General features: G+C 49.6%; 23 protein-coding genes. 8 read left to right on the top strand and 15 right to left on the bottom strand.

Annotated elements, in window-relative coordinates; genetic code table 11:
- Positions 1–443 precede the first annotated feature (443 nt).
- Entirely contained in the window at positions 444–1214 is a 771-nt protein-coding gene (locus ACJJIC_RS08510; protein ID WP_445356772.1) for an SIMPL domain-containing protein, read from the top strand.
- Between the two features lie 93 nt (positions 1215–1307).
- On the opposite strand, the gene ACJJIC_RS08505 is transcribed toward ACJJIC_RS08510, so the two are convergent.
- The 3 genes from ACJJIC_RS08505 to ACJJIC_RS08495 all read right to left on the bottom strand — a co-directional run bounded on the left by ACJJIC_RS08505 (position 1308) and on the right by ACJJIC_RS08495 (position 4021).
- On the bottom strand, positions 1308–1976 hold the full coding sequence (locus tag ACJJIC_RS08505) for a DNA-3-methyladenine glycosylase I (protein ID WP_444910245.1): 669 nt from the start codon (positions 1974–1976) through the stop codon (positions 1308–1310).
- A 240-nt stretch (positions 1977–2216) separates the two neighbouring features.
- Complete coding sequence (locus ACJJIC_RS08500) at positions 2217–2492, bottom strand: hypothetical protein (RefSeq protein ID WP_444884094.1); 276 nt, start codon at positions 2490–2492, stop codon at positions 2217–2219.
- A 149-nt stretch (positions 2493–2641) separates the two neighbouring features.
- The gene (locus ACJJIC_RS08495) at positions 2642–4021 is read right to left on the bottom strand and encodes an SLC13 family permease (RefSeq protein WP_444910246.1); all 1380 of its coding nucleotides are present in this window, start codon (positions 4019–4021) and stop codon (positions 2642–2644) included.
- A gap of 400 nt (positions 4022–4421) precedes the next feature.
- Between ACJJIC_RS08495 and ACJJIC_RS08490 the strand changes: the two genes are divergently transcribed.
- The 3 genes from ACJJIC_RS08490 to ACJJIC_RS08480 all read left to right on the top strand — a co-directional run bounded on the left by ACJJIC_RS08490 (position 4422) and on the right by ACJJIC_RS08480 (position 6445).
- The gene (locus ACJJIC_RS08490; RefSeq protein ID WP_444910247.1) at positions 4422–5093 is read left to right on the top strand and encodes an outer membrane beta-barrel protein; all 672 of its coding nucleotides are present in this window, start codon (positions 4422–4424) and stop codon (positions 5091–5093) included.
- Positions 5094–5302: 209 nt separating this feature from the next.
- Complete coding sequence (locus ACJJIC_RS08485; RefSeq protein ID WP_444884091.1) at positions 5303–5902, top strand: SLATT domain-containing protein; 600 nt, start codon at positions 5303–5305, stop codon at positions 5900–5902.
- Between the two features lie 24 nt (positions 5903–5926).
- Positions 5927–6445 (top strand): TrmH family RNA methyltransferase, encoded by a 519-nt coding sequence (locus ACJJIC_RS08480; protein ID WP_444884090.1) that lies wholly within the window; start codon positions 5927–5929, stop codon positions 6443–6445.
- An 80-nt stretch (positions 6446–6525) separates the two neighbouring features.
- Here the strand turns inward: ACJJIC_RS08480 and ACJJIC_RS08475 are convergent, their stop codons facing one another.
- The 3 genes from ACJJIC_RS08475 to purL form a co-directional block, all read right to left on the bottom strand.
- Positions 6526–7407: an aldo/keto reductase gene (locus tag ACJJIC_RS08475; protein WP_444884089.1), complete on the bottom strand. Its 882-nt coding sequence runs from the start codon at positions 7405–7407 to the stop codon at positions 6526–6528.
- 300 nt (positions 7408–7707) lie between these two features.
- Entirely contained in the window at positions 7708–8031 is a 324-nt protein-coding gene (locus tag ACJJIC_RS08470) for a TfoX/Sxy family protein (protein WP_252082900.1), read from the bottom strand.
- A gap of 464 nt (positions 8032–8495) precedes the next feature.
- Complete coding sequence (gene purL / locus ACJJIC_RS08465; protein ID WP_445356771.1) at positions 8496–12362, bottom strand: phosphoribosylformylglycinamidine synthase; 3867 nt, start codon at positions 12360–12362, stop codon at positions 8496–8498.
- A gap of 413 nt (positions 12363–12775) precedes the next feature.
- Here purL and mltF point away from each other — a divergent pair, with 413 nt between their 5' ends.
- Both mltF and ACJJIC_RS08455 read left to right on the top strand, forming a co-directional pair.
- Positions 12776–14251, top strand: coding sequence for a membrane-bound lytic murein transglycosylase MltF (gene mltF, locus ACJJIC_RS08460; RefSeq protein WP_445356770.1), 1476 nt, complete (start codon positions 12776–12778; stop codon positions 14249–14251).
- Positions 14252–14269: 18 nt separating this feature from the next.
- Positions 14270–14662 carry a hypothetical protein gene (locus ACJJIC_RS08455; RefSeq protein WP_445356769.1) on the top strand — a complete coding sequence of 131 codons (393 nt, stop codon included), beginning with the start codon at positions 14270–14272 and terminating at the stop codon, positions 14660–14662.
- Positions 14663–14755: 93 nt separating this feature from the next.
- Here the strand turns inward: ACJJIC_RS08455 and ACJJIC_RS08450 are convergent, their stop codons facing one another.
- Genes ACJJIC_RS08450 through mtnP form a run of 6 tightly spaced genes read right to left on the bottom strand, consistent with a single transcriptional unit; the run spans position 14756 to position 20159 of the window.
- On the bottom strand, positions 14756–15397 hold the full coding sequence (locus ACJJIC_RS08450) for a TIGR04282 family arsenosugar biosynthesis glycosyltransferase (RefSeq protein ID WP_445356768.1): 642 nt from the start codon (positions 15395–15397) through the stop codon (positions 14756–14758).
- Positions 15390–16064, bottom strand: a complete 675-nt coding sequence (locus tag ACJJIC_RS08445; protein WP_445356767.1) for a TIGR04283 family arsenosugar biosynthesis glycosyltransferase — start codon at positions 16062–16064, stop codon at positions 15390–15392. Before ACJJIC_RS08445 ends, ACJJIC_RS08450 begins: the two co-directional genes overlap by 8 nt.
- Before the next feature lie 39 nt (positions 16065–16103).
- Positions 16104–17579: a dihydrolipoyl dehydrogenase family protein gene (locus tag ACJJIC_RS08440; RefSeq protein WP_445356766.1), complete on the bottom strand. Its 1476-nt coding sequence runs from the start codon at positions 17577–17579 to the stop codon at positions 16104–16106.
- A 7-nt stretch (positions 17580–17586) separates the two neighbouring features.
- Positions 17587–18270, bottom strand: coding sequence for a TVP38/TMEM64 family protein (locus ACJJIC_RS08435; RefSeq protein WP_445356765.1), 684 nt, complete (start codon positions 18268–18270; stop codon positions 17587–17589).
- A gap of 36 nt (positions 18271–18306) precedes the next feature.
- Positions 18307–19254 carry an arsenosugar biosynthesis radical SAM (seleno)protein ArsS gene (gene arsS / locus ACJJIC_RS08430; RefSeq protein WP_445356764.1) on the bottom strand — a complete coding sequence of 316 codons (948 nt, stop codon included), beginning with the start codon at positions 19252–19254 and terminating at the stop codon, positions 18307–18309.
- Between the two features lie 5 nt (positions 19255–19259).
- Positions 19260–20159, bottom strand: a complete 900-nt coding sequence (mtnP, locus tag ACJJIC_RS08425; RefSeq protein ID WP_445356763.1) for an S-methyl-5'-thioadenosine phosphorylase — start codon at positions 20157–20159, stop codon at positions 19260–19262.
- 256 nt (positions 20160–20415) lie between these two features.
- Here mtnP and ACJJIC_RS08420 point away from each other — a divergent pair, with 256 nt between their 5' ends.
- Positions 20416–20979 carry a DUF2239 family protein gene (locus ACJJIC_RS08420; RefSeq protein WP_444900094.1) on the top strand — a complete coding sequence of 188 codons (564 nt, stop codon included), beginning with the start codon at positions 20416–20418 and terminating at the stop codon, positions 20977–20979.
- Positions 20980–20991: 12 nt separating this feature from the next.
- Positions 20992–22365 carry an MATE family efflux transporter gene (locus tag ACJJIC_RS08415; RefSeq protein ID WP_445356762.1) on the top strand — a complete coding sequence of 458 codons (1374 nt, stop codon included), beginning with the start codon at positions 20992–20994 and terminating at the stop codon, positions 22363–22365.
- A 176-nt stretch (positions 22366–22541) separates the two neighbouring features.
- Here ACJJIC_RS08415 and ACJJIC_RS08410 read toward each other — a convergent pair whose 3' ends face one another.
- The 3 genes from ACJJIC_RS08410 to sucC form a co-directional block, all read right to left on the bottom strand.
- The gene (locus tag ACJJIC_RS08410) at positions 22542–23261 is read right to left on the bottom strand and encodes a M12 family metallopeptidase (protein ID WP_445356761.1); all 720 of its coding nucleotides are present in this window, start codon (positions 23259–23261) and stop codon (positions 22542–22544) included.
- A gap of 466 nt (positions 23262–23727) precedes the next feature.
- Positions 23728–24600, bottom strand: coding sequence for a succinate--CoA ligase subunit alpha (gene sucD / locus ACJJIC_RS08405; protein ID WP_020412684.1), 873 nt, complete (start codon positions 24598–24600; stop codon positions 23728–23730).
- 2 nt (positions 24601–24602) lie between these two features.
- Positions 24603–25769 (bottom strand): ADP-forming succinate--CoA ligase subunit beta, encoded by a 1167-nt coding sequence (gene sucC / locus ACJJIC_RS08400; RefSeq protein WP_445356760.1) that lies wholly within the window; start codon positions 25767–25769, stop codon positions 24603–24605.
- Positions 25770–25801: the final 32 nt, after the last annotated feature.

Here is a 25801-nt window from a genome sequence, read left to right as displayed (position 1 = left end):
TATTTGGTTTGAGATACACGTAAGCCAACGCGACCTTATTAGCTATGCAATCGATTTTCCGTGATGCATCCACCGCAAAAACCGTGACATAGATCAAACTGCAAAAGACAAAAGGTCTTGATAAAGCAACATGAGAACAAAAATACTATGCAAAGCATTGAACATTGATGCGAGCAGTCACCAAAAGAGAACTTATTAAAAGATCATAGATACAATTCAATAAAAGTGTAGACAAACAAATAATCAAGGTATTTCTTATTAATGTTCAGTAAGCAAGCTATATACTTTGATTGAGATAGAAAGCTGCTAGGTTATACAGCTTTTAACAAAAATTATCATTCTTCAAGCTATTAGGGCCTGGCAACAATATACACCTATGAAATAAATCGATATTTCACCGCATAAGTAGTACACCTGTAAAAACCTAATAAGGATATAGTGAAATGAAACTACCACTACTAATTATCAGCTTGCTCTTATCTAGTGCTTGCCTGGCAGCTCCAGAAATTAGAGGTACACCCCAGGACCTACGTGGACTCCTCCACCCGACGGAGAGTATTGTTACCATCCGTGGCAGCGCGGAAGAAACCGCCTACTCCGATAAGGCCATTGTCAGTTTGATTGTCACAACGGAAGAAGAGCTACTATCAAATGCAATTGACGCCAATCACAGGCTCCGTTCCAAATTGCATCAGAGCCTGACAGAGGCTGGAATCAAGGGAGCAAATATTAAAAGCTCAAAATTTTCCTCCTCACCCCAATATGGCTGGATGGGCAAGAAGCCCAAGAGCTATAAGGTTGTTAACCGCGTAACTATTTCAATCAACGAGGAAAGCCAACTCCACAGTATTGCGCAGCTCACAGATCAAAATAGAGAAGTTGAAATAGCAAACACCACATTTGAGCATTCAGAAAAGCATTTGTTTAACAAAAAAGTTAAATCCAAGGCTCTGCAAGATATTCTGGAACAGAAAACAGATTATGAAAAGGCGCTTGGTGTCCAGCTGACACCGATAGGCATTCGCGGTGATAACATACACTACCGAGCTACTGAAGGCGCCATGGCTATAGAAGAGGTTGTTGTTACCGCTTCCCGTGACTCCAGCAGCAACTTTGAGAACAATTTTTTTGATTCTGGCCAGGATAAATCATTTGATGAGGTTATTTATGAGGCGGAGCTCTCTGTAGACTTTCGTGTTCGTCCTCAGCCATAGTTAAACCAGTTCTAGTGTTATTACAATTCTGATGATCTGAGCCCACTCTTTAAACTGCTTAAGCAGTGGGCTCCATCTACCAAGCTTAACGAACTACCCAACAGATAAGGATAATATCTGGCTAATCTCATTTAAGCTGCGGTTCGACTGCGCCTGCCAAGTTTCAATAGCTGCTTGTAGTGCGGCCCAGTCTTTTTTTGAAGAGGGAGATTTATCTACTACCCCCTCTCTCACCAGAGCACGGATAGTATCGCTGGCAAAGACCAGTGTATCCACCCCCATACGACGCAAAAAAACCTGGGCGGTTTTGCCTCCCAGTCGGTCTCCACCTTTGCGTAAACTCTGGAGATTCTCTACATAGTTTTTCGTATTCCAGCTAGCAAAATACTCCCCCAGACTCCCATTCTCATTGGATAAATGCCAGAAGAAGTCTGCATTCCGGGAGATTGAGCGGGTTTTGGTCCAATGCTTTATCATGCCCTCCTGGCGCATTAAGTCATCCAGCGCTTCCTCAGAGAGATATCGGCAAAAGGACAAATCAAAGCCATAAAAAATATGCTCTATCCCCGGCCATTTTTTCTCCACGACTTTCCAACTAAACCCCGCCTGAAATACAGCCCGAGAAGCCGCAGACAACCATTGGCTGTTGGGTATTGCTGAGATTTCTTTAGCGGATTTAGGCTTTGTGAGTCTGGCCGTAAGGCCTTTCTTTCCGCCGAAACGGTCAATGACGGGGGCTTCAATATCGAGAAAATTTCGCATTTATGCTTAATATCCTTTAATAGCTAAAGCATGTCGTACGAGTGATGAAGTTAGCGGTGAGCACATTTGACAGGATCACAGTGTGTCCAGGCTATCGGAGTGAGCCTATCATAGCCTCTTCTCCCACCTTCTTTAGAAGGTCGTTAATCAGTAAGGGAGCTCTTACAATTGGCTTGATCACCGCAGGGATGTAAAGTTGCCTCCATACATCAGCGCATAACAATCTACGAATCAATAATCTCAGGTGAGCTCATCAATCATACGCATCGCATCCTGAGCACCATAGGATTGCCTTCTGGTAGGTTCAGCTTCAGATGACGCTTGGGCCTGGCTCTGTGAATGGCCAGAAGGCTTGGCAACATTCACCACTCGCGCCATCGCTTGGTAGGGGTAACCCGCATTAAACGCCAAGCCACCAATCGGCTTCCAGCCCTCATTCAGCAGCTGGGTAACTTCCTCTTCCAAACTGGAAAAGCCAGACTTCCCGACGGCAATTTTATACTCAGCTTTCTTCACATCTACCTCCTGTACCGCATGTTTTTCCGATTACACCATTCACACTCTGTAACCGGTACATAACCTTATTAGGCTCAAAGGGGCGGAGTTTAAAACACTTACCACCCACTCTAAAGTAATGGATACCAGCCCTAGAGAAACCTGTGAACTCAACCCGGTAAAATCAACCAGCTCATCCCCGCAATAATCAACGATGCGGTCACACTGAGTACCGCCCCCTCGCGAACCATATCCTGTATACGCACTTTACCAGTCCCGTAAGCAATGGCATTCGGGGCTGTGGCAACAGGCAACATGAAGGCACAGCTGGCACTCATAGCCGCGGGGATCATCAATACCATAGGTTCAAAGCCCGCAGAGGTCGCCGCCACAGCGAGAATGGGCATGAGTAGAGTCGCAGTGGCTGTATTACTGGTGATCTCTGTAAGAAAGGTAACTCCCAAACATAGAATCACCAACATCAGCCATAGTGGCATGGCAGTAAGAAAGGACAATCCATTACCGAGCATGTCGCTCAAGCCAGATGTTGAAAATCCTTTGGCCAGGGCTATACCACCTGCAAACAATAACAACATGCCCCAGGGAATGGTTTCCGCTGTCTGCCAGTCCAGCAAGCGCCCCCCTTTGCCATTGGGTACCAGGAACATTGCCACCACTGCAGCGAGAGCTACGGTACTGTCTCCCGCCGCTCCTATCCCCAGCCAATCGCTCCAGCCACCAAACGGTGCATTGCGGGTTACCCAGAAGAAAATAGCGATGGCGAACACTAGCAGAGTGCGTTTCTCCTCAGCCCGCCACTCACCGACTTGGGGCGGCTCAATTTCATTCTTCAAGTGAACATTGCGGGTAAGCCAGAGGGCCATTATCGGTAAAGTTACCAGGGCAACCGGTACCCCGATCTTCATCCAGCCAAGAAAGCTAAACTCCCGACCGGTGACCTCTTCATATATTCCCATGAAAATGACATTGGGCGGTGTCCCCAGAGGCGTCCCCACGCCTCCAAGGCTTGCTCCATAGGCAATCCCCAGAACCAGGGCAACAGTGAGGCGCTGATTATCAATACGAGAGAGAATTGCCAGGGCAATGGGTAACATCATCAGGGTTGTGGCGGTATTGGAAATCCACATGCTGAGGAAACCAGCGGCCAGCATAAAACCGAGCACCAAGCGCCTACCGCTAGATACCCCAAAGATACGCAACATATATAGAGCCAACCGTTCGTGGGCACCACTCTTTTCAAGGGCTTTCGACAGAATAAAAGCGCCCATCAAAAGCAGAATTACATGGCTACCGAGGGATGCCGCAACAGTCTTATGATCCGTCACCCCAAATAGGGGTAAAAGCACAAATGGCACCAGAGAAGTGGCGGGAATAGGAAGCGCCTCTGTTACCCACCAAGTCACTGTTAGCAGGGTGATCGCTGCCGTCACTGCGGGAAGATACTGCATCCCCAGTAGAGTCAAAGAAATGTAAAACGCTACAGCCAGTAACGGCCCCAAGGCGATAAATTGTTGCCGCGCAATCGACATACCAGCTCCCAATTCCCCCCTAGCCAGAAGGGTTAACTTTCTTATTGATTTATTCCCCAGGTGAATTTGGTGAGCAGTGCTACCCCTCTCATCTGGAGCTGCACAAAATACAAGAAATCGAGCGGCTTTCGCAGCCTTGACCTGAAGAAAATACTCCGGGAAGGGGGCATATTTAAATAAGCAGACCTAGTAGTCATGAGGGAAGGGCTCAACCGCCGTCACCAAAAGACAAGCCTAGTGTCATAGCAATGAGAATTTCCGCTTCAATCCAGTAATGAAGGACCCTTTCTGCTTAACGCTTAATTTGTACAGATGTACAATGCGCGCCAATCATGACTTTACGATCTTTGCCGCTTGCTAACACCCAAGCGCCTGTCGACTGACTGAATTGAGGTACCCCTTGAATCATATCGCTCTCACCGCCCTAATCGCATTAGTTAGTAGCGGCGTTTACGCAGAGGAGAAGCCTTTTTACCTAAAAGCCTCACTGGGTAATATGCAGTTTGATAGCGAAGACTCCACTGCGATAAGAGAGGACCTCCACTCAACCGGCTACGCATTGACTGTTGGCTATCAGGTAAATAACTATATTGCCTTCGAAGGCGGTATAGCGAATCTCGGCAATATCCACAGAGACTATGAACAGAGCGCTCACGGCCTCGAGTGGCACAATGAAGATGAAGTATTAATAGAAAACTACGATTTCAGAAGTCAGCAGGAATCCAAATACAATTCTTATAGCTTAGGATTAACCCTTTCGACGCAAATTCAACAAAACTTAAATGCCGGAGTTCGCTTTGGTGTACACCAATGGAATGAAAATAACAGCGGCCAGACTGAAGACTCCGGCAACCTCAGCGTATACAGCCTAGATCGCGAGCTCTTGTATGCAGAGTCCTACGATAGGTCTTATAGCTGGAGTAATGAGAAGGACAGCGGCAGCAACCCATACTACGGTGCTGAAGTTAAGTGGAAGAACGGTGACTGGGGCATCAACCTGGAACACACCATCTACGAGATTAAAAAAGAGAAGGCCAACCTGTCTTCTGTCGGCGTAACGTATAGCTTCTAGGCAATTCACTACCAGCTCCTATTTGAAGCCCTCAAATTGAGGCCTTGTAAGGCGGGTGCTCACTAACCGCCAGCACAAGGCCCACTAAACCCTCAGTGTGTAAATTAAACACATCAATCCCAATCTTCCCTGCTCCACCCTGTACATCTCATTTTTATCCGGCAAACTATCGCCCTCCAAAAATAACACTAAAGGGGCAGAAGGGATTCATGAGCACGATACCGAATACCGTGGCAGTACTGGACAAACTGCGCTGGAATGCCCATCTGTGTAAGCACAGCCACTTCCGCGCCTCTATGAAGGGGCGCAATCTGCATGTGCTCTGCGGAGTCCCCATAGTGGTGGTCAACTTATTCCTCGGCTCTCTGTTCTTTTCCCTAATCAATGCGGAACTTCCTGACTGGACCAAGTGGAGTGGCGCCGCTTTAGCCTTGCTGGCTGCTTTACTGGGGGGAGTACAGACTTTCTTCAACTTCAAGAAAAACTATGAGGGACACCGCCAGGTGGGTAATGAATACCTAGCCATTGCCAGAGAATGTGAACGGTTAATTGCCCTCTACTTTGATCGCATTCTCGACCTGGAGCACCTCTCCAATAAAATTTCCGAACTCAATACCCGCTACAGTGAAATTAATCAACGGGCCGAAGAATTTATTGTCTCCGACAAGGTTTATCGCCAAGCGATGCAGATACAAAGCCAAAAGGCCAGCAAGGAGCCTTCTTTAGTGGAGCGCATGAGGAATACTTCTTTCGAAGAAGCTAAAATAGGCTCACAGGTAGAGAGTTCCCAAGAACCTCTCAGCAGTTAGTAGCCATTTTCAGCAGCGGTAACTATGCAGAAAGAGCACAGCGATCATTCACCCAGCAAACACAACTTTCCCCTTTGCTATTTGGCCACTGATATTCGCACACCCAGCAATATCGGTGGACTCTTTCGCATTGCCGATGCCCTGGGCGTAGAGAAAATTTACCTGGCTGGAGATAGTCTGCTACCACCAAACTCCAAGATCCGTAAGGTATCCCGCTCAACTGAGCAGCATATTCCCTATCAACACGAGGAAGATGCCCTAAAAGCCGCCTTAGCACTACGGGAAGAGGGATACCGGATAATCTGTTTAGAGATCACATCCAGAAGCGTTGAACTGGGTCAAGCCCCTGTCGTTGAGGGAGATAAGGTCTGCTTGGTTTTAGGGGCTGAAAAAGATGGAATTGCCTCCGAAATACTGGAAATAGCCGATGCGACGGTGCACATCCCTATGCATGGGGTTAATTCCTCAATGAATGTCACCTCGGCCTGTGCTATCGCAAGTTATGAGCTATTAAGAAAGATGACTCCCTCGCGGTCCGCTTAAAACAACAAACTTCTTTACAGTGTTATAGACACAACGGCAGGATAGATAAATTATCTCCTTCCGTTATTTAAGCTCTGCCCTCAATCCGGTACTTTTAAAGTTATATTTTTCTTGTGTACATAATCCGGATCACCACCAAGCCGTTTGTTACAATTCAAGTTGTTAATCGACTGGATATCGGAGTTACTCAGATTAAAATCGCTTAGTAAGAAATTAGTTCCTATATGCTCTATAGATTCTGATTTAGGTATAACAATACGATGCTGCTGAATATTCCACTTTAAGATGACTTGTGCCGGCGTAGCTGAATGCCTTTCAGCAATTTCAGCGATCACCGGGTCCATTATCGGCTTCTCAGCCAAAGGCACCTCTGCCCAGCCCCCGGTACCCAGTGGGGACCAACAACTAATTGCAATTTTATGAAATTGACAATAGTCAACTAGTGGTTGCTGGGTAAAATATGGATGCAACTCTATTTGGTTAATAACCGGGCGAACTTCGGCAAAAGATGCTATTTGCTCAATATCTGATTTGCGGAAATTTGATACCCCTAAAGCTCGAACTTTTTTCTGTTGGTATAGCCCCTCCATCGCCTCCCAGGTTTCCCGTGTATAAGCGGGAACGGGCCACTGGATTAAATAAAGATCCAGGTACTCCAGTTTCAAACGCTCCAAGCTTCGTGCAAAAGCATCGTGAGTCTTCTTTCCTCCCTGCTCGGTATCCCAGACCTTACTGGTAATAAACAGTTCACTCCTGGGGATACCCGACTCCTTGATAGCTCGGCCCAAGGCGCGTTCATTGCCATATAAAGATGCCGTATCGAAATGCCTATAGCCAATTGCCATGGCCTTTAGGATTACCTCGGTGACAAAACCATCATCTTGCTGCCAACTACCTATCGCAGCCATCCCCATTCCGATTTGGGGAATCTCCACGCCATTATTTAATTCGATAAAATACATACTCGATCCCTTGCCAAATGCTGCAGTCTCTACCCACAACAAACAGCCACCCTTGTTCTAATTACGCCCGGCGCTGAATATAGGTGATACAAGTTGTTAGCGACGAAGTTTTCAAATAAATAGACATTTAATTAAAAAGAAAAAAAGAAATACACCACTCTCGATTGCATAAACGATCTCAATGTCATTTGTCGAAATATTTCGAGAATAGTGCACTCTTTTTTGCGAGTCGATATAAAAATCCAAGTGCAAAAGCCAGAAAATCTTGACTACCACTGCATCTCAATTCTTTACTTTATGTTATTTGGGAGGGAGAGACCCCGCGAATTCCACCCCCCGATTTACCCACTCATCGAGGTCCTGCTCCACTGCATCTTCCTCCACATAGACCATCCCCTTTAGAGGGCGACCGGTATAATCCATAGGGCGAGTATAACGCTCAGCCAAAGCATCCTGATAATTATCCGGCCCCACCCGCACCATCAACTCTTCACCAACCACACCACAAGCCATATTGCCATTTAACATAAATGCGAGACCACCAAACATCTGTTTTTCAGAGAGCCCCTGACTTCCCTGTAATAAATTGCGCACTTTTTCTGCTAGTGTTTCGTTGTACGCCATGACAATCTCCTTAGTCACTGTTGCTAGGTAGGAAAAAGAATTTTTGGTACTGCTGGGATCTGCGCCAATAAAAACGCGACAAGCGAAAGATCAGTCGAAGGGAGTTTATGAGTAGCGCCCCATGCCGAATTTCTGCATAGAAGCCAATTAAAAAATTGTGAATCGATACAGATAACTGCACCATAGCGAGAAAAGTTATTTCGAATAATCCTTTAAGTGTAGCAGGAAATATCCAAAGCGCTCCAAAAAGTAAATCGTGCCAGATGCAAACACTGACAAAACCATAAAAAATCAATTAACAGTGAAAATACACTCGACACTGAATTCGAAGAATCACTATCGATTTTGAAGGGCGATTTAACAGCTGATACAGGCGGCATATCCTTATGCCACAAAAATCCATTTGCCTGCCTAGAAAATAATTTGCACCCCGACAGAATTGTGGGGTGCAGAAGAGAATCGGCTTAGTCAACAAATACCCGTGCATTGCGGAACAAGCGCATCCAGCCGGAATCTTCTTTCCACTCATCTGGATGCCAGCTGTTGCTGACAGCTCGGGCAACACGCTCGGGGTGCGGCATCATAATAGTCACGCGGCCATCTTCAGAACTTAGGGAGGTAATACCATTGACCGAGCCGTTGGGGTTGGCCGGATAAGTTTGGCTGATTTCCCCTTTGTTATTCAGGTAGCGCATCGCGATAGTGCCAGAAGCTTCACACTTCTCCAGCGCCTGCTGATCGGCAAACTCCACGCGCCCCTCACCGTGAGCAACGGCAACCGGCATGTAAGTACCCGCCATACCTTTAAACAACACGGAAGGTGAGTCTTCAATGCCTACCAATGCGAAGCGCGCTTCATACTGCTCAGAAAGGTTGCGCACAAAGCGCGGCCAGTGATCCGCACCTGGAATCAGCTCTTTGATCACTGAGAACATCTGGCAACCGTTACACACCCCCAAGCCGAAGGTATCGTTGCGATTGAAGAAGCCCTCAAACTGATCGCGGGCACGATCATTAAACAGGATGGTTTTAGCCCACCCCTCACCGGCACCCAGAACGTCACCGTAAGAAAAGCCGCCACAGCCCACCAAACCTTTGAACTCGTCCAAAGCGACACGGCCGGACAGGATGTCACTCATATGTACGTCGACAGCGTTAAAGCCCGCGCGGTGGAAGGAGTGCGCCATTTCCACCTGACTGTTCACACCCTGTTCTCGCAGTACCGCAACTTTCGGGCGAACACCTTTAGCGATATAAGGTGCGCTGATATCGTCGTTGATATCGAAAGTAAGATTTACTGTCAGGCCCGGATCTTCCTGGGCGATTGCGGCAAATTCCTGCTCGGCACACTCAGCGTTATCGCGCAGGGATTGGATACGGAAGCTGGTTTCCGACCAGATCTGCTGCAATTCAGCACGGGAGCGCTTGAAGATTTCAACACCGTTATTGGTGATGCACAGGTGTTCGTTATTATTCAGGTAACCGATCTTGTGGGTAGGTACACCGACAGCGGCAAAGCGCTGTACCAGCATATCCGCTTCACAAGCGGGAACCTGTAATACTGCACCCAACTCTTCACTGAACAGCGCGGCAATCGGGTCTTCACCCAATTCATAGATTTCCACATCCATACCCACGCGGCCGGCAAAGCCCATTTCCGCCAGGGTTGTGAATAGACCGCCGTCGGCGCGGTCGTGGTAGGCCATGATCAGGTCTTCGTTCAGAGCCTGCTGCACCACCTCGAAGAAACTTCTCAGCTTCTTGGCATCATCCAGGTCTGCGGGCTTGTCGCCCAACTCGTTGTAGACCTGTGCCAGACAGGAAGCGCCCAAACGATTTTTGCCAGCACCCAGATCAACCAACAGCAGCTCACTCTCACCTTTATTGGTGCGCAGTTGCGGGGTCACTGTTTTGCGTACATCGGTAACCGGGGTAAAGGCGGAAATTACCAGAGACAGCGGTGCGGTAACCGACTTTTGCTCACCTTCTTCTTCCCAGGCAGTGCGCATAGACATAGAGTCCTTGCCCACCGGGATGGTAATGCCCAATTCAGGACACAGCTCCATACCCACCGCTTCTACGGTGCGATAGAGTTTTTCCTCTTCACCCGGGTGGCCCGCAGCGCACATCCAGTTGGCGGAAAGTTTGATATCGGACAGCTGCTTCACCGGAGTACAGGCGATATTGGTAATTGCCTCACCCACAGCCAGGCGGCCTGAGGCCGGCGCATCCAACAGTGCCACCGGGGTACGCTCACCCATAGACATGGCTTCACCGGCGTAGCTGTCATAGGCAACAGTAGTCACCGCACAATCAGCCACCGGCACCTGCCAGGGACCGACCATTTGATCGCGGGATACCTGGCCGGTTACAGTGCGGTCACCAATGGTAATCAGGAAGCTCTTGCTGGCCACAGTGGGCAGGCGCAGCACGCGCTCAGCCGCTTCGTTCAGGTCGATATCCGCGGTGGAGAAAGCCTTGGCTTCAACCTGGCGAGTCTCTGCTTCGCGGTGCATGCGCGGCGGCTTACCGAACAGTACCGACATCGGCAGATCCACTGGTTTGGAATCAAACTTCTTGTCATTCAGCAACAGGTGCTTGTCTTCGGTAGCCTCACCAACAACAGCGTAAGGCGTACGCTCACGCTCACAGATTTGCTCGAAACGCTCCAGGTCTTCCGGCATAACCGCCAGTACATAGCGCTCCTGGGATTCGTTACACCAGATTTCCAGCGGGCTCATACCCGGCTCATCACAGGGCACATTGCGCAGTTCGAAATTACCGCCGGTACCGCCATCTTTCACCAACTCGGGGAAAGCATTGGACAAACCACCTGCACCCACATCGTGGATAAAGGCAATCGGGTTGTTCTCACCCAGCTGCCAGCACTGGTCGATCACCTCCTGGCAGCGACGCTCGATTTCCGGGTTCTGGCGCTGTACTGAAGCGAAATCCAGGTCTTCAGAGCTGGAGCCGCTGGCCATACTGGAGGCTGCACCACCACCGAGGCCAATCAACATGGCCGGGCCACCCAGGACTACCAGCTTGGCGCCGGGGGAAAACTCGGGCTTTGCTACATGCTCTTCGCGGATATTGCCGTAACCACCAGCCAACATGATCGGCTTGTGATAGCCGCGACGCTCGCCATCGAAATTCTCTTCAAAGGTACGGAAGTAACCGCAGATATTCGGGCGGCCAAATTCATTGTTGAATGCTGCGCCACCGATGGGGCCTTCGATCATAATGTCCAGAGCGGTAACGATACGCTCGGGCTTGCCGTAATTGGACTCCCAGGGCTGTTCCCAACCGGGGATCTGCAAGTTGGAAACGGTAAAACCGGTCAGGCCCACTTTCGGCTTGGAGCCGCGGCCCACCGCGCCCTCATCGCGAATTTCACCACCGGCACCGGTACCAGCGCCGGGGAAAGGAGCAATTGCGGTGGGGTGATTGTGCGTCTCCACCTTCATCAGCAGATGAATGGCTTCATGACTGAAACCGTATTCCTTGCTTTCCGGGTCTGGGTAGAAACGTCCAGCCACGTTGCCCACCACAACTGCGGCATTATCCGCATAGGCAGACAACACGTTGTCGCCGCCTTTTTGGTAGGTATTCTTAATCATGCCAAATAGAGAATGCGGCATTTCTTCGCCGTCGATTGTCCAAGAGGCATTAAAGATTTTATGGCGGCAGTGCTCGGAGTTCGCCTGGGCGAACATCATCAGCTCCACATCGGTGGGGTTGCGGTCCAATTCCTGGAAGCTGGTGAGCAGGTAATCAATTTCGTCTTCGGCCAGGGCCAGGCCCAGTGTCACATTGGCAACTTCTAATGCCTCGCGACCACCTTCGAGAATATCCACACCACGCAGCGGGCGGGGCTCTTCTTCAACAAACAGCTGCTCAGCCTGCTCGAGCTCGGTAAAGACCACCTCGACCATACGATCGTGTAGTTGTGAGGCCAGCGCCTGGCGCTCGGCCTCGCTAAGCTCAACCCCACTCAGATAGTAGGCAACACCACGCTCAAGCCGATGAATTTGGGTGAGACCAGCATTGTGGGCAATATCAGTGGCCTTGGAAGACCAGGGCGAAATAGTGCCCGGGCGCGGCACCACCAGGATCAGCTCGCCTTTCGGCTGGTGCTTCTCTTCGCTGGGGCCGTACTGGAGTAGCCGCTCAAGCAGCGCCATCTCCTTGTTATCCAGTGCGTCGCTATCGGCGAAGTGTACGAACTCGGCGTAAAGATCGTCGATGGTCGGTAGCAGCGCGCGCAGTTGGTTGAGTAGTTTTTTATGGCGGAATTTCGACAGTGCGGGAGCACCACGCAGAACTAACATTGCGGGAGATAGCCTCTTGTCTAAATGAGAAAGATTGCGCGAAAGAAGAATCGCACAAGGCCCCGGAAATTTGAGAGGCGCAATTGTACCCGAAGCGCCGCAACTCCAACACACCCGCCCGTCACTTGAGTACACATGAACTAAATAGCAATCAATGTGTTCAAAAGACGAACAAAACCAATCGTAAATTCACCGATTTTATTAGGGGGTTAAAACTCCCTACAAAAGTCTTAATGGCATTTCAAGCGCCCATGTCACAGTGTCCTAAAGCCAAATTGGGCAGATTGTCGTCAAATAATGTAAAATTGGCAGACTGTGCCAGCATTGGCGAGGAAAGCCCTGGCGGAAATACCCGCAGCAGGCCTTAGGCATAACAGCGATAAAACCAACGGACGAGCTAGAGGGGACAGCCTATGATGATGAGAAGCCGAGCGCTGCGCTATGTCCGCCGCGTGTGCAAAGGTATCGCGCTGTCCTGCTGTGCCTCCCTATTAGTTGCCAGTAAAGCACCGAATACCCTGGAGCGAATTAAAGCTTCCGGTGAACTGGTTGTCCTCTCGCAAAACGGCCCTACCACCTATTACGAAGACGCCTCTGGCAATCCCACCGGTTTTGAGTACGGCATGCTGCACGCCTTTGCCGAAGAGCTGGGAGTCAAGTTGGTGATTCGCGATGTGCACAGCCTGGATGATATGTTCACTCGCCTGCGCGATCCCGAAGAGGGTGCTCACTTTGCCGCCGCCGGGCTGACAGTGACCCCTGAGCGCCGTGAACAAGTGCGTTTCTCCCCTTCTTATTTTGAAGTTCGCCAACAGATTATCTACCGCCTCGGAGAAAAACGTCCGCGCAGAACCAGTGACCTTGAAGGTAAGACCATTGCGGTTATCGCTGGCAGCGCCCATGCCGAAGAATTAAAAAAACTCTCACAGCGTTACCCCAATTTGCGCTGGGAGGAGGTTTCTGATGTCGACGCTATGGAGCTGGTAGAGATGGTACACCAGGGCCAATACAGCTATGCGGTGGTAGATTCCAACGCCTACGCTGTACACCGTGGGCTCTATCCCAAAACTGGAGTGGCTTTTAATCTCAGCCAGTTCCAACCGGTTTCCTGGGCTTTTCCCAAAAGTGACGACGACAGCCTCTATCAGCGAGCGCGACTGTTTATGTTGCGTGCCAATACCAATGGCATGATTGCACAGCTGCGCGAGGAATTTTTTGGTCACGTCAGCGAACTGAATCCCGGTGGTGCCCAGGCATTCGCCAGGCGTAGCCGCGAGCGACTGCCCAAGTGGCGCGGAGTTATGCAAAAAGTGGCCGATCAATACGAGTTGGATTGGCATCTGTTGGCTGCACTCAGCTACCAGGAATCCCATTGGAATCCCCGCGCTCGCTCACGCACTGGGGTTCGTGGCCTGATGATGCTTACTTTGAATACCGCCAAAGAGCTGGGGGTAAACCGCCTCAACCCGGAAGAGAGCATTGAGGGCGGCGCTCGCTATATCGTACATATTCGTAACAAGCTACCGGAACGCATCCGCGAGCCCGACAGAACCTGGATGGCTCTGGCCGCCTACAACGTGGGCTACGGTCATCTGGAAGACGCCCGCGTACTCACCCAGCGCATGGGCGGCAACCCGGATCTGTGGCCGGATGTACGCGACCATCTGCCACTACTGGCCAAGCGCCAGTATTACAAATCTACCAAGCACGGCTACGCACGCGGCTGGGAGCCGGTCACCTATGTGCAAAATATCCGCCACTACCAGGCTCTGCTGAGCTGGACCAGCCGTATCGAAGAACAACGCCTGGCGGCCAATGATGAAAACGGTGGGATTCTTGCAGAGAACAGTGCAGTGGAAACGGAAGGCAGTGCCGCACCCGCGCTATAAATTTTAGGCGCCAGAGAGATGGAAGACACTGTTAAAGAGATCGAGGAGTTTATCGATTATCTTGTACAGGCAGGAGTCCACTGCCGAGTAGATGAGTTGGAGAGCGTCTACCACAGGAATATGCAGGTCTACATGCTCGATGATTCTGACCAGTTGACCCTGGCCGATAAGAGCGCATTTATCGATTTATTCAAACACAAGCGCGATGCCGGTGAATTGCCACTGAACAGCTGGACAAAAATTCACCATGTGGCGGCGAACAACAACTCTGCGCTGGTAATATTTTCCCGAAAAAATAACTTAGCTGGCCAGGAAAGAAAATTAAGGCTGGGCATCGACCTAGTTTATGAGGATGGGCGCTGGCAAGTCATTCGGGAAATCATCTTTCTGGAGCCTCCCTACCCCAGCTAATTCCTTCATAGCAGTTACACTGGCCGCCCCCTATAAAAGGCCCACTGTACAACGGATAATTTGTTGAATCCCCACCTGGTTAGTAGAGACCAGCTAGCTTTCCGCTTGAGACACTCCCCAGGCACAAGGCAAAAACTGCAAGTCCTCTGGCTCATCAATATCTGGTAGCACTTCCAAACACCGGCAGAGCATTGCACATTCCTGTAGGCGCTCCAGGGTTTGCTGGGCAACCACCTCGGTACTCCAGGAAATGTCCTCAAACAATCTCCAGTGCACCCGCTTGAGTCCCAACAGGGTGTAACCACCATCTTTTGCCGGGTACATAACTGCATCGGCATTCTTTAGCGCAACGGCCGCCTTACGCAGACGCGCGGCCGTTAATGCAGGGCAATCTGTGCCCAGTAATAAAAGTCCCTGGCCCGCCACCTGATAAGTATTGGCCGCTTGCCACAAACGCTGACCTAGGTCGCCTTGCGTCTGATTATGCAGAATTACCCCCCTGGGTAGGGCTAGTGTTTGCCAGAAGGGATGCAGGGAGTCCGGTGTAACATGCAACTCTACTGGGCCGAGGTCGGCTTTTACTGCTTCCATTAATGTCTGCTGCAACAAACGCTCAGCCAAAGAGGCGGCACCCTGCTCCCCAAGAGCTGGAATCAAACGGGTTTTTGCATAGCCGGGAAGGGGCGCCTTAGCCATTACCACTAGACGCAGAGAGGGCAAAGAAGAGTTACTCATAGCGTTTTGCCAGACACTCCGCCGGAACGCCGCGCCAGTAATCGAAACGCAAACGCCACATTAACAAGACTGTGCGCCAAATTCCGAACTTTTGCCAGCGGCGCCCAGAGGTAGTGACTCTCTGACGCAGACAATGGGGCCGCGCTATTTTTAACAGTTGCCGGCTCAACTCAATATCTTCCATCAGTGGTTGCCGGGCATAACCTCCCACCTCATTGAAGAGGGAGCGGCGAATAAAAATCGCCTGATCCCCTGTGGCGATCCCACTCAAACGAGAGCGCCAATTAACCATGGTAGAAATCAGGGGAAACCACAGGCTGTCTCCACTGATACGAATATTAAAACGCCCCCATTGTGCCCCCCTAACCGAGGCAGAGGCAATGGCACTCAGAGCACCTTGCGGTAGGCGAGTATCTGCATGTAGGAATAACAACCAACTGCCACAGGCAACCGAAGCACCCGCATTCATTTGAAGTGCGCGTCCACGCTGGGATTGAATTACCCGCAACCCGGCTGCAGCGGCTATCTCTGCACTACCATCACTACTGCCACCATCAACCAGGATTATTTCGCAACTGCTGTATGCGACCAGCTCCCTCAATTGCGCTACCAGCTTGGGTAACTGCTCCCGCTCATTTAACAGGGGCACAATAACACTGTATTGCACTATCTTGCCTCAACTCCGCCTCATCCCTTTTTTTAGGCCTTACCCCAGTCTCCACTGGTGAAATTTTTCCAACCAGCGCAGCAAGCGTTTGGGTGCATTGGCCCGCTTCCAGTTTCCTGCAACAAATTTATTGCCTTCGGTCATTGTCGGATAGATATGAATAGTGGATAAGATTTTATTCAGCCCCAGCCCCTGCTTCATAGCAAACACAAACTCGGCGATAAGCTCTGCCGCATTTTCACCAACAATTGAAACGCCTAATATTTTATCTTTACCTGGTACTGTTATTACTTTAATAAAACCCTGTGCCGCCCCATCTACAATAGCCCGATCCAGATCATCAAGATTATAACGAGTTACCTCATAAGCAATATCATTTCGCTTGGCCTCGAGCTCACTGAACCCAACACTGGCCACCTCAGGATCGATAAAAACTGCCCGAGGTACCAGCGAGTAATCTACGGCAAATTTCTTGATATCACCAAAAAGGCCATTCACTGCAGCATACCAGGCCTGATGCGAAGCCATATGGGTAAACTGATAGGGACCGGCAAGGTCCCCAGCCGCGAGAATATGGGGGTGGCGAGTGCGCAGGAAAGTATCGGTTGATAGTTTACCATCCTGCAATAAATCCAATTTATCCAGCCCGAAGCCCTTGGTGCGAGCGCGCCTGCCAAGTGCCAGGATAACCTCATCAAATGTCACCTGTGTTTCACCTTCGGCATTACGTAAATGTAATGTGCTCTCCTGGCGATCTTTATTGCCACTAAAAGAAACTGCCTCATGCCCAGTGAGAAGACATACCCCTTCAGATTTCAATGTCTTGGCAACAGCCTCCGATACTTCGTGATCTTCCTGAGGGAGTAGACGTTCATCCCGCTCAATCAAGGTCACCCGTGACCCCAAACGGGTAAACGCCTGGGCCAGCTCACAACCAATGGCACCGCCTCCCAGTAATACCAATCTTTGCGGAACCTTATCCAGTTGAGCAAACCTATCCCAGAGTGTTTCACTCGTCAGATAATTAACTGTATCAAGGCCGGGGAATGGCGGCACTATAGGCTCGGCACCAGTAGCCAGGATAATGGCACGCCCACGCAAAGATCTTTCACCGCCACTTTTCAAAGTGATATCAACTGTCCAGGGATCAACCAATCGTGCATAGCCTTTTATCACTTCCACACCGAGCTCTGAATAACGCTCCACGCTGTCATGAGGCTCTATCTGCTGGATAGATTCACGCACATGCCGCATCACCCCAGGAAAATCAATCTCCGGTTCCGGCAGCCGCACACCGAAATTACCCGCAGTACGTGCGGAGTGCGCCACACGAGCACACTTGATCAATGCCTTACTGGGCACACAGCCGGTATTCAGGCAATCCCCCCCCATGTCCCCAGACTCAATTAATGTCACCTTAGCTTTTACTGCCGCAGAAATATAAGCACTGACCAACCCTGCAGCACCTGCTCCGATAACAATAATATTGCGGTCAAACTTTTTAGGTTTTTTCATTGGAGTCTCACTTGGCCTCGCGGCGACGTTTAAGCCAGTTGAGGAAGTATTTTGCCAACAGAGGGAAAATACCCAGCAGCGCAAAGGACAAAAGCAATTGAGGGGAAGCGATATCTTTAAGGCTTTCTATTCGGGCGAGTTGCGTTCCCGCATTCACGTAGACAATTGTGGCCGCAAGCATGCCTAACTGGCTCACCCAATAAAATGTCCAGACTCGCAGGTGGGTTAACCCCATCAAGATATTAATCAGAAAAAACGGGAAAATAGGTACAAGGCGCAGGGCAAAAAGATAAAATGCGCCCTCCCGCTCAATACCTTTATTCACAACTTGGAGGCGTACCGCAAACCTTTCCTGAATATAATCGCGAAATAAGTAGCGGGCCATAAGAAAAGCCAGAGTGGCACCGATACTGGAAGCAAAAGACACAATAATAGTGCCCCACAACAAACCAAAAATCGCACCAGCGGCTAGGGTGAGAATAGCCGCGCCAGGCAAGGACAAGCCGGTCACCAAAATATAAAAAACTAAAAACAGAAAACTCACTAAAAATGGTGAGGCAGCTTTCCATTGCTGGAACTGCTCCCCGCCTTCCTGCAACTTGTCTAGACTCAACCAGTGATGTAAATCAAGTGCGTAAAAAGCAATCACCAATACCGCGATAACCACCAACAGCAGTATTTTTTTACTCATAGTATTCCTGCCCTATGGCTATAAAACCCTTTCCTCTTACAGTGCTCCACCACAGCTACTACCCTGCCCCGCAGTACAGCCATAGCAGTGGTCTGCCACTGCAATCGCGCTCCCCTGCAGATCCTCATTGAGTAAATCATGCAGGTGCGGCCTGCCTGGCACAGGAATATCTAGCTGCTGATTAAAATCGCAATCGAATAGATTCCCCTGCCAGTCAACACTCACCAAGCTGCGACACATAACGCCATCGAGATTTTCAGCGCTATAGCTGTCACGTAATAAAGTCATATAATCTTTAAACTGCCCCTTGGAAATCAACATGGAACCAAAGCGCTTGATGGGCATATTGGCGAGTGCAAACAATTGATTGAACTCAATATTAAATTGCCTTCTCAATTCTCTGCGATAGTCTGCCTCCAGGACACTCTGCTCTGGGGGTAAGAAGGGGCCTTGAGGGTTGTATACCAAATTTAACTGCAAACCACTTTCTGGCTTGCCATAACCCAGTTCATTGAGCTTTTGCAGACCGGCAATACTCTTGTCAAAGACCCCTTTGCCGCGCTGTTTATCGACGTTATCCATGGAATAACAAGGAAGAGAAGCGACCACTTCCACATGATTTCGGGCGAGAAACTCCGCAGTATCTTCCTGGCCTGGCTCGAACAAAACTGTGAGATTACACCGATCAATAACCTGTACTCCCAATGCCCGTGCAGCACTGACCAAACTGCGAAATCCCCAATGTAATTCCGGTGCGCCACCAGTGATATCCAGTCTCCGAATACGGCGCTTCTCAATGACCTCCAACAGCAGTGCCAGGTTTGCATTCGACATCATTTCCGTGCGATTGGGGCCCGCGTTTACATGGCAGTGCACACAAGACTGATTACAGCGATAACCAATGTTGAGCTGCAGGGTTTCGATAGTACTGCGGCGTATTGCCGGGAAATCGGATATTTCAAGTAATGGCAGTGTTTCATGCATATGTCTCAGTGCTCCACTTCTTCCAACACTGATTGTGTCGGTTCAAGCAGTGGTTTTATTACAGCAAGCTGGCCCTGCGACATTGTTTCCACAGGTGTGACCAATCCACTGGTCAATGCCGTATGGGCAATGGAGTCAGGTTTCTCCATACCCAATAATCGAATGGCCTCTGCTGCTATCAACTGGGCACGCGCAGCATTTTGCTGCAGATTGGCGATTGCCACTTCTGCGGTAACCGCTTGCTCGCGAGGGTGCCAACAGTCGTAATCGGTGGCCATTGCGAGTGTGGCGTAGGCAATCTGCGCCTCTCGCGCCAATTTCGCCTCTGGCATATTGGTCATACCAATGACCGACGCCCCCATGCTGCGATACCAGTGGGATTCCGCTCGCGTTGAGAACTGTGGCCCCTCAATGCACAAGTAACTACCACCCCGATGTAACTGCACCGGCTGCTCGGCCTGGGTGGAAGAAAAGGCCCGCGCCAGACAATCTGCCACTGCGGAACATACGGGGTCTGCCATAGAGACATGGGCTACAGCGCCGCCACCAAAAAAAGTGCTCTCACGCTTGCGCGTCATATCGATAAACTGATCGGGAATCAACATATCCAGTGGCCTGACCTTCTCCTGCAGAGAGCCAACCGCCGAGAGAGAGAGCAGATAGCGCACACCCAACTGGCGCAACCCATGGATATTTGCCCTGTAGGGCACCTCAGAGGGGATCAGCCTGTGACCACGTCCATGGCGGGAGAGAAAAGCAACCGGGATACCCTGCAGCTTGCCACACAGAATCGGATCCGATGTCGGGCCAAATGGGGTCTCCACTTGAACCTCTTGCACATCAGTCAGCCCCGGCATTTCATAGAGACCACTCCCCCCAATCACACCAACCAGTGCTCTAGCCATGTTCACTCCTAAGTCGTTAGTTTTTCCGCAGTATAGAATTGAGCAATGACCCTGTATATCGCCAGATAGGGTGCAAAATACTCCCTAAGAACGCACCTAGAGCCAGAAATACTCACGGTAATCCCACCGATAGTAGTCCTTCAGCACATACCAGTAGATTTTGCGAGAGACCTTTGCTGTACATAGACAAATTGATCGCCTATATTTACCCGGGTAATATTATTTTGCCCGGATAAATTAATAGGAGACTTTTGTTGTGCCAGAGTACATAGCCATTGAGCGACAACAACTGATTGCACGGGGCACACTGGAGTCGATCGTTCGCCAGGTAAAATCCCGTGAGACACCACTTGAACCCATGGTTTTTTCAACCGATAACTGCCAAAGAATCGAGATCGATTGGCAAGGCGATATTGAGACGGTACTAACCAGATTGAAGCCCAGCACAACACCTACCAGTGCAAAGCGAGGGCGCCCAAAGTTGGGAGTCATTTCCAAGGAAGTCACATTGTTACCCCGTCACTGGGAGTGGCTGAGACAGCAACCAGGCGGAGCCTCCGTAACCCTGCGCAAGCTGGTGGAGCAGGCCCAGAAAGATATTTCACTCGAAGAGCGTATCACCACAAGCCAGCATCAACTCGATAGATTTATGCTGCAGGTTGTTGGTGACGCCCCAGGCTTCGAAGATGCCAGCCGTTCCCTCTATCGAAATAGCAAAGTAAGCTTTGAAAAAGCCATCCGAGCCTGGCCAGAAGAAATCAAACACTTTGTTTTGGCCAAATTTAATGATATTGCAGAGATACATAGTGGAAATAAGTAATAGGGATCGTATATGAGCGAACAACAAGACAACATTTTCCTCAAGGGTGCACTTTTACCGGTTTTCTTCAAAACAGCGGCACCGATCATTTTTATAATGTTGGTAAACGGCTCTTTTACCCTGCTGGATGCTTATTTCCTGGGGGAGTATGTAGGCCCTGACGCACTGGCAGCTGTCACCCTGACATTTCCAATGTTTATGTTGCTAGTGGCACTATCCTCCTTAATATCGGCTGGCTACTCCAGCGTTCAGGCCAGACTCTTGGGCGCGGGAAAAACAGATAAGGCAAAACAGGCTTTCTCTCAGGCAATCACCTTGGCACTGTTAGTTTGTGGCCTTCTTATGGTGCTGTTTACTCTTGGGGGTAAACAATTGACGATGTTAGTAGCCAATGGCTCCCAGCCGTTGGCGGATATGGGCTACACCTATTTAACAATTCTTGTTTTCCTATCTCCCGCCCTATTTATTGGTTCCGTAAACTCCGACACATTACGCTGTGAGGGAAAACTATCGTTGATGGCGATAGTTTCTTTAAGCTCCATACTTCTTAATATCGTTTTTAACTATATTTTTATTGCCCATTTTCAAATGGGAGTAGCGGGCTCCGCTTATGGAACAGCATTGGCTCAATCAATCGCCCTGATGATAGTGGCCGGCTATCGTCATTACGGAAAAACAGTCATTGATACACAGGTCATCCGCCTCTCCTATGAGAAACAATATTGGAGAGAGTTTCTGTCCTTGGGATTACCGGCTAGTTTGAGCTATATCGGCGTTTCCCTCACCTCTATGGCAGTTATATTCAGTCTACAGGCATGGGGAGCAGAAAACTATGACGCTACCGTTAGCGCTTATGGTATTACCACTCGGATTATGACTTTTATTTTTCTACCCCTACTCGGTTTAAGCCAGGCTTTTCAAACGGTGGCTGGAAATAATGCTGGCGCAAAGATCTGGTCGCGAATGGATAGTAGTATCAATATCGCCCTGACTGCGGCATTCGGCTATTGCCTGCTGCTTCAACTAGCTGTCATTATTTTTAGAGACACTTTAGGTGGGCTATTTGTTAACGATCCTCTGATCATTGAAGAAGTAGCGCGCATCCTGCCAATGATGACTCTGGTTTATTTCTTAGCTGGCCCCCTCATGATGGTCAATACCTTCTTCCAGGCGATTGGTGACGCCAAAAGAGCAGCCATTCTCGGACTGGCAAAAACTTATATATTTTTACTGCCTTTGATAGTGCTACTACCTCTGGCCGTTGGTGAAGTTGGAATCTGGTATGCAGGGCCCATTGCTGAGTTATTACTACTTAGCCTGACGGCTTTTATTCTTTACCAACGCAGCCGCACACACGGTCACAAATACGGTTTGTATAGCACCTAGCAGTACCGAATACTTCAGCGGCACAGATAGAAAATGTAATTTATCTTTTAGTAAATTTTGCGCTTAAGCCTAAAGAGCCAGAAATTTAGAGGGTACGTTTAGAGAAGAAAATAAAAACGTAAAAAAGGGAGGTGCTGACTCCCCTTTTTAAGTCACCTTCGCAACAACGAACTGATCTACACCATTGGCATCGCAAAAGATCTTGGTAAGGTCAGACGCCTGCCATCGTACAAATAGGAAAGCATATTCAAATCACCCACGCTGGGATTCCAACTTGAATTATTTACCTGGTTGGGGGTAATTTTACAACCGCCTGTCCTGGTATTTTCCCTGACCCCCAGCGCTTGGGCTTGAGCATCGTACATCATGATAGACTGACCATCGAATGACGAGCCATGAGTCATAAAGCGTGCCATTGTCTGGGTGCGGGTTTGCACTTGTAAAGAGTCCAGAGTGCTCTGCACTGCCATGGGAGCATCTGAACGCATATGCTCGTGGGCCAATCCCAGGGTATGACCAATTTCATGTGGAAGCGAGGCAATCGCAGCCCGATTCCCTCTCCAATTAACACCGCAATACTGATTTGTTGTATTGGTATAACCTACGGTGGCACTACTATCATTATCCCGGATAGTAATCACCCCCTGCCCCGCCGCTCCCACCTGCAAAAATTTAATCGCCGCAAACTGAAACGCCCGATAAATACACAACTCCCAGCGGGACATGGCTTTCTTAACCGCCGTCACATAGCCAGCATCAAGATTATTCGGTACGTAATATTTAACGATCCCATTAGGCCAGACTCCGCCAACATCCTCATTTCTATCCAAAGAAAAACCACTAAAGACCAGCTTATATGAAATATTTCGAATATTTTTATCTATTGATAGTCCCATGCTGTGAACCTCCACAATTATTTGGTCATTATTTTGAGGGTTAATAAATCCTTTATCTAACTTACAACCGGACTCTTAAAAGCCAACCTCCGCATTTAATCCCAACAAGGAATTTATACCCCAACAAATTCACAACACCTAGAAAAAATTAAATAACTCCTAAAACACTCCAAGAAAAAATAAAAAATAAGATACTTTCTCAAACAACAATAAATATCATTCAATATTTAATTGCATAAAAAAACAAAAATATGAAAAAACCACAAGGCAGAAGAAAAATATCGGCAAAATGCACAGAAATAGTGAGTAGCGTGAAAATTAAAATGGCTGCGCAGCGAAATTAATCTGGCAACAAAAGAAGCCAAGGGAAAGATTGGCACGGAATTAGGATGACGGTTGAGTTTAATAAACAAAAAAAGGCCACCCAAAGGGTGGCCTTTTTTTGTGCTAGCCAGCTAGTAATTACTTACCAGCCAGTAACTTCCTTCAGAGCGTCGCCGATCTGAGCCAGGGAGCGCACGGTTTTAACACCAGCGTCTTCCAGAGCAGCGAATTTCTCGTCAGCGGTGCCTTTACCACCAGAGATGATCGCGCCCGCGTGCCCCATACGCTTGCCGGGAGGAGCAGTTACACCAGCGATGTAGGAAACTACAGGCTTAGTAACATTTTCCTTGATGTAAGCAGCGGCTTCTTCTTCAGCAGTACCACCGATCTCACCGATCATAACAATCGCTTCGGTCTGCGGATCGTTCTGGAACATCTCCAGGATATCGATGAAGTTGGAGCCCGGGATTGGGTCGCCACCGATGCCCACACAAGTGGACTGGCCGAAGCCGTAATCGGTAGTTTGCTTAACCGCTTCATAGGTCAGGGTACCGGAACGGGAAACGATGCCCACTTTACCCGGCTTGTGGATGTGACCCGGCATAATACCGATCTTGCACTCACCCGGAGTGATAACACCCGGGCAGTTCGGGCCGATCAGACGCACGCCCAGCTCGTCGCACTTCACTTTAGCGTCGAGCATATCCAGAGTCGGGATACCTTCGGTGATACAAACAATCAGCTTGATACCAGCGTTGGCCGCTTCCAGGATGGAATCCTTACAGAAAGGCGCAGGTACGTAGATTACGGAAGCTTCAGCGCCGGTCTTCTCTACCGCTTCTTTAACGGTATCGAATACTGGCAGGCCCAGGTGAGTCTGGCCGCCTTTACCCGGAGTTACACCACCAACCATCTTGGTGCCGTAAGCAATCGCTTGCTCGGAGTGGAAAGTACCCTGGGAGCCGGTGAAGCCCTGGCAGATTACTTTAGTGTCTTTGTTAATCAATACTGACATGATTATTTACCCTCCGCAGCTTTAACCACTTGCTGAGCCGCATCGGTCAGACTGGTCGCCGCGATAATGTTCAGGCCACTGTCGCTCAGAACCTTGGCGCCCAGGTCTGCGTTGTTACCTTCCAGGCGTACAACAACCGGTACTTTAACGCCAACTTCTTTTACTGCGCCCACAACGCCTTCAGCGATCATGTCACAGCGAACGATACCACCGAAGATGTTGATCAGTACGGCTTTTACGTTCTCGTCAGACAGGATGATCTTGAACGCTTCAACAACGCGCTCTTTGGTCGCGCCGCCGCCAACATCTAAGAAGTTAGCTGGCTTGCCGCCGTGCAGGTTTACGATGTCCATGGTACCCATGGCCAGACCAGCACCGTTTACCATGCAGCCGATGTTGCCATCGAGAGCTACGTAGTTCAGGTCAAACTTGGCAGCGTGCGCTTCACGGGAATCTTCCTGGGAAGGATCGTGCATTTCGCGCAGGTCCGCGTGGCGGTACAGCGCGTTGCTGTCGATTACCACTTTGGCGTCCAGGCAGTGCAGGTTGCCTTCGGTGGTGATTACCAGCGGGTTGATTTCCAGCAGAGCCAGATCTTTTTCCTGGAACATTTTTGCCAGGCCGAGGAAGATCTTGGTGAACTGCTTAACCTGAGTCGGGTTCAGGCCCAGCTTGAAAGCCAGCTCGCGCGCTTGGTAAGGCTGAGCGCCTACCAGCGGATCGATAGTGGCTTTCAGGATTTTTTCCGGAGTCTCTTCCGCTACTTTCTCGATCTCAACGCCGCCTTCGGTGGAAGCCATGAAAACGATACGACGGGTGGAGCGGTCAACAACGGCGCCAAGATACAGTTCTTGGTCTATGTCGGTGCAGCTTTCAACCAGGATACGGGAAACAGGCTGGCCATTTTCGTCTGTTTGATAAGTTACCAGGCGCTCGCCCAGCCACTTCTTGGCAAACTCTTCAATTTCTGCCTTGGAATCTACCAGCTTTACTCCGCCAGCCTTACCGCGGCCACCAGCGTGTACCTGGGCCTTTACTACCCACTTATCACCGCCAATTTCGTCAGCCGCTGCTACTGCCGCTGCCGGGGTTTCCGCTGCAATGCCTTTGGAAACCGGCAATCCGTATGCCGCAAACAGTTGTTTGCCCTGATACTCATGCAAGTTCATAGTCAATACCAATTCACATGTGAAATGTGTTT

Source organism: Microbulbifer mixtoriginis (SeqCode) (assembly GCF_052468275.1).
This window is presented reverse-complemented; position numbering and strand designations above follow the sequence as displayed.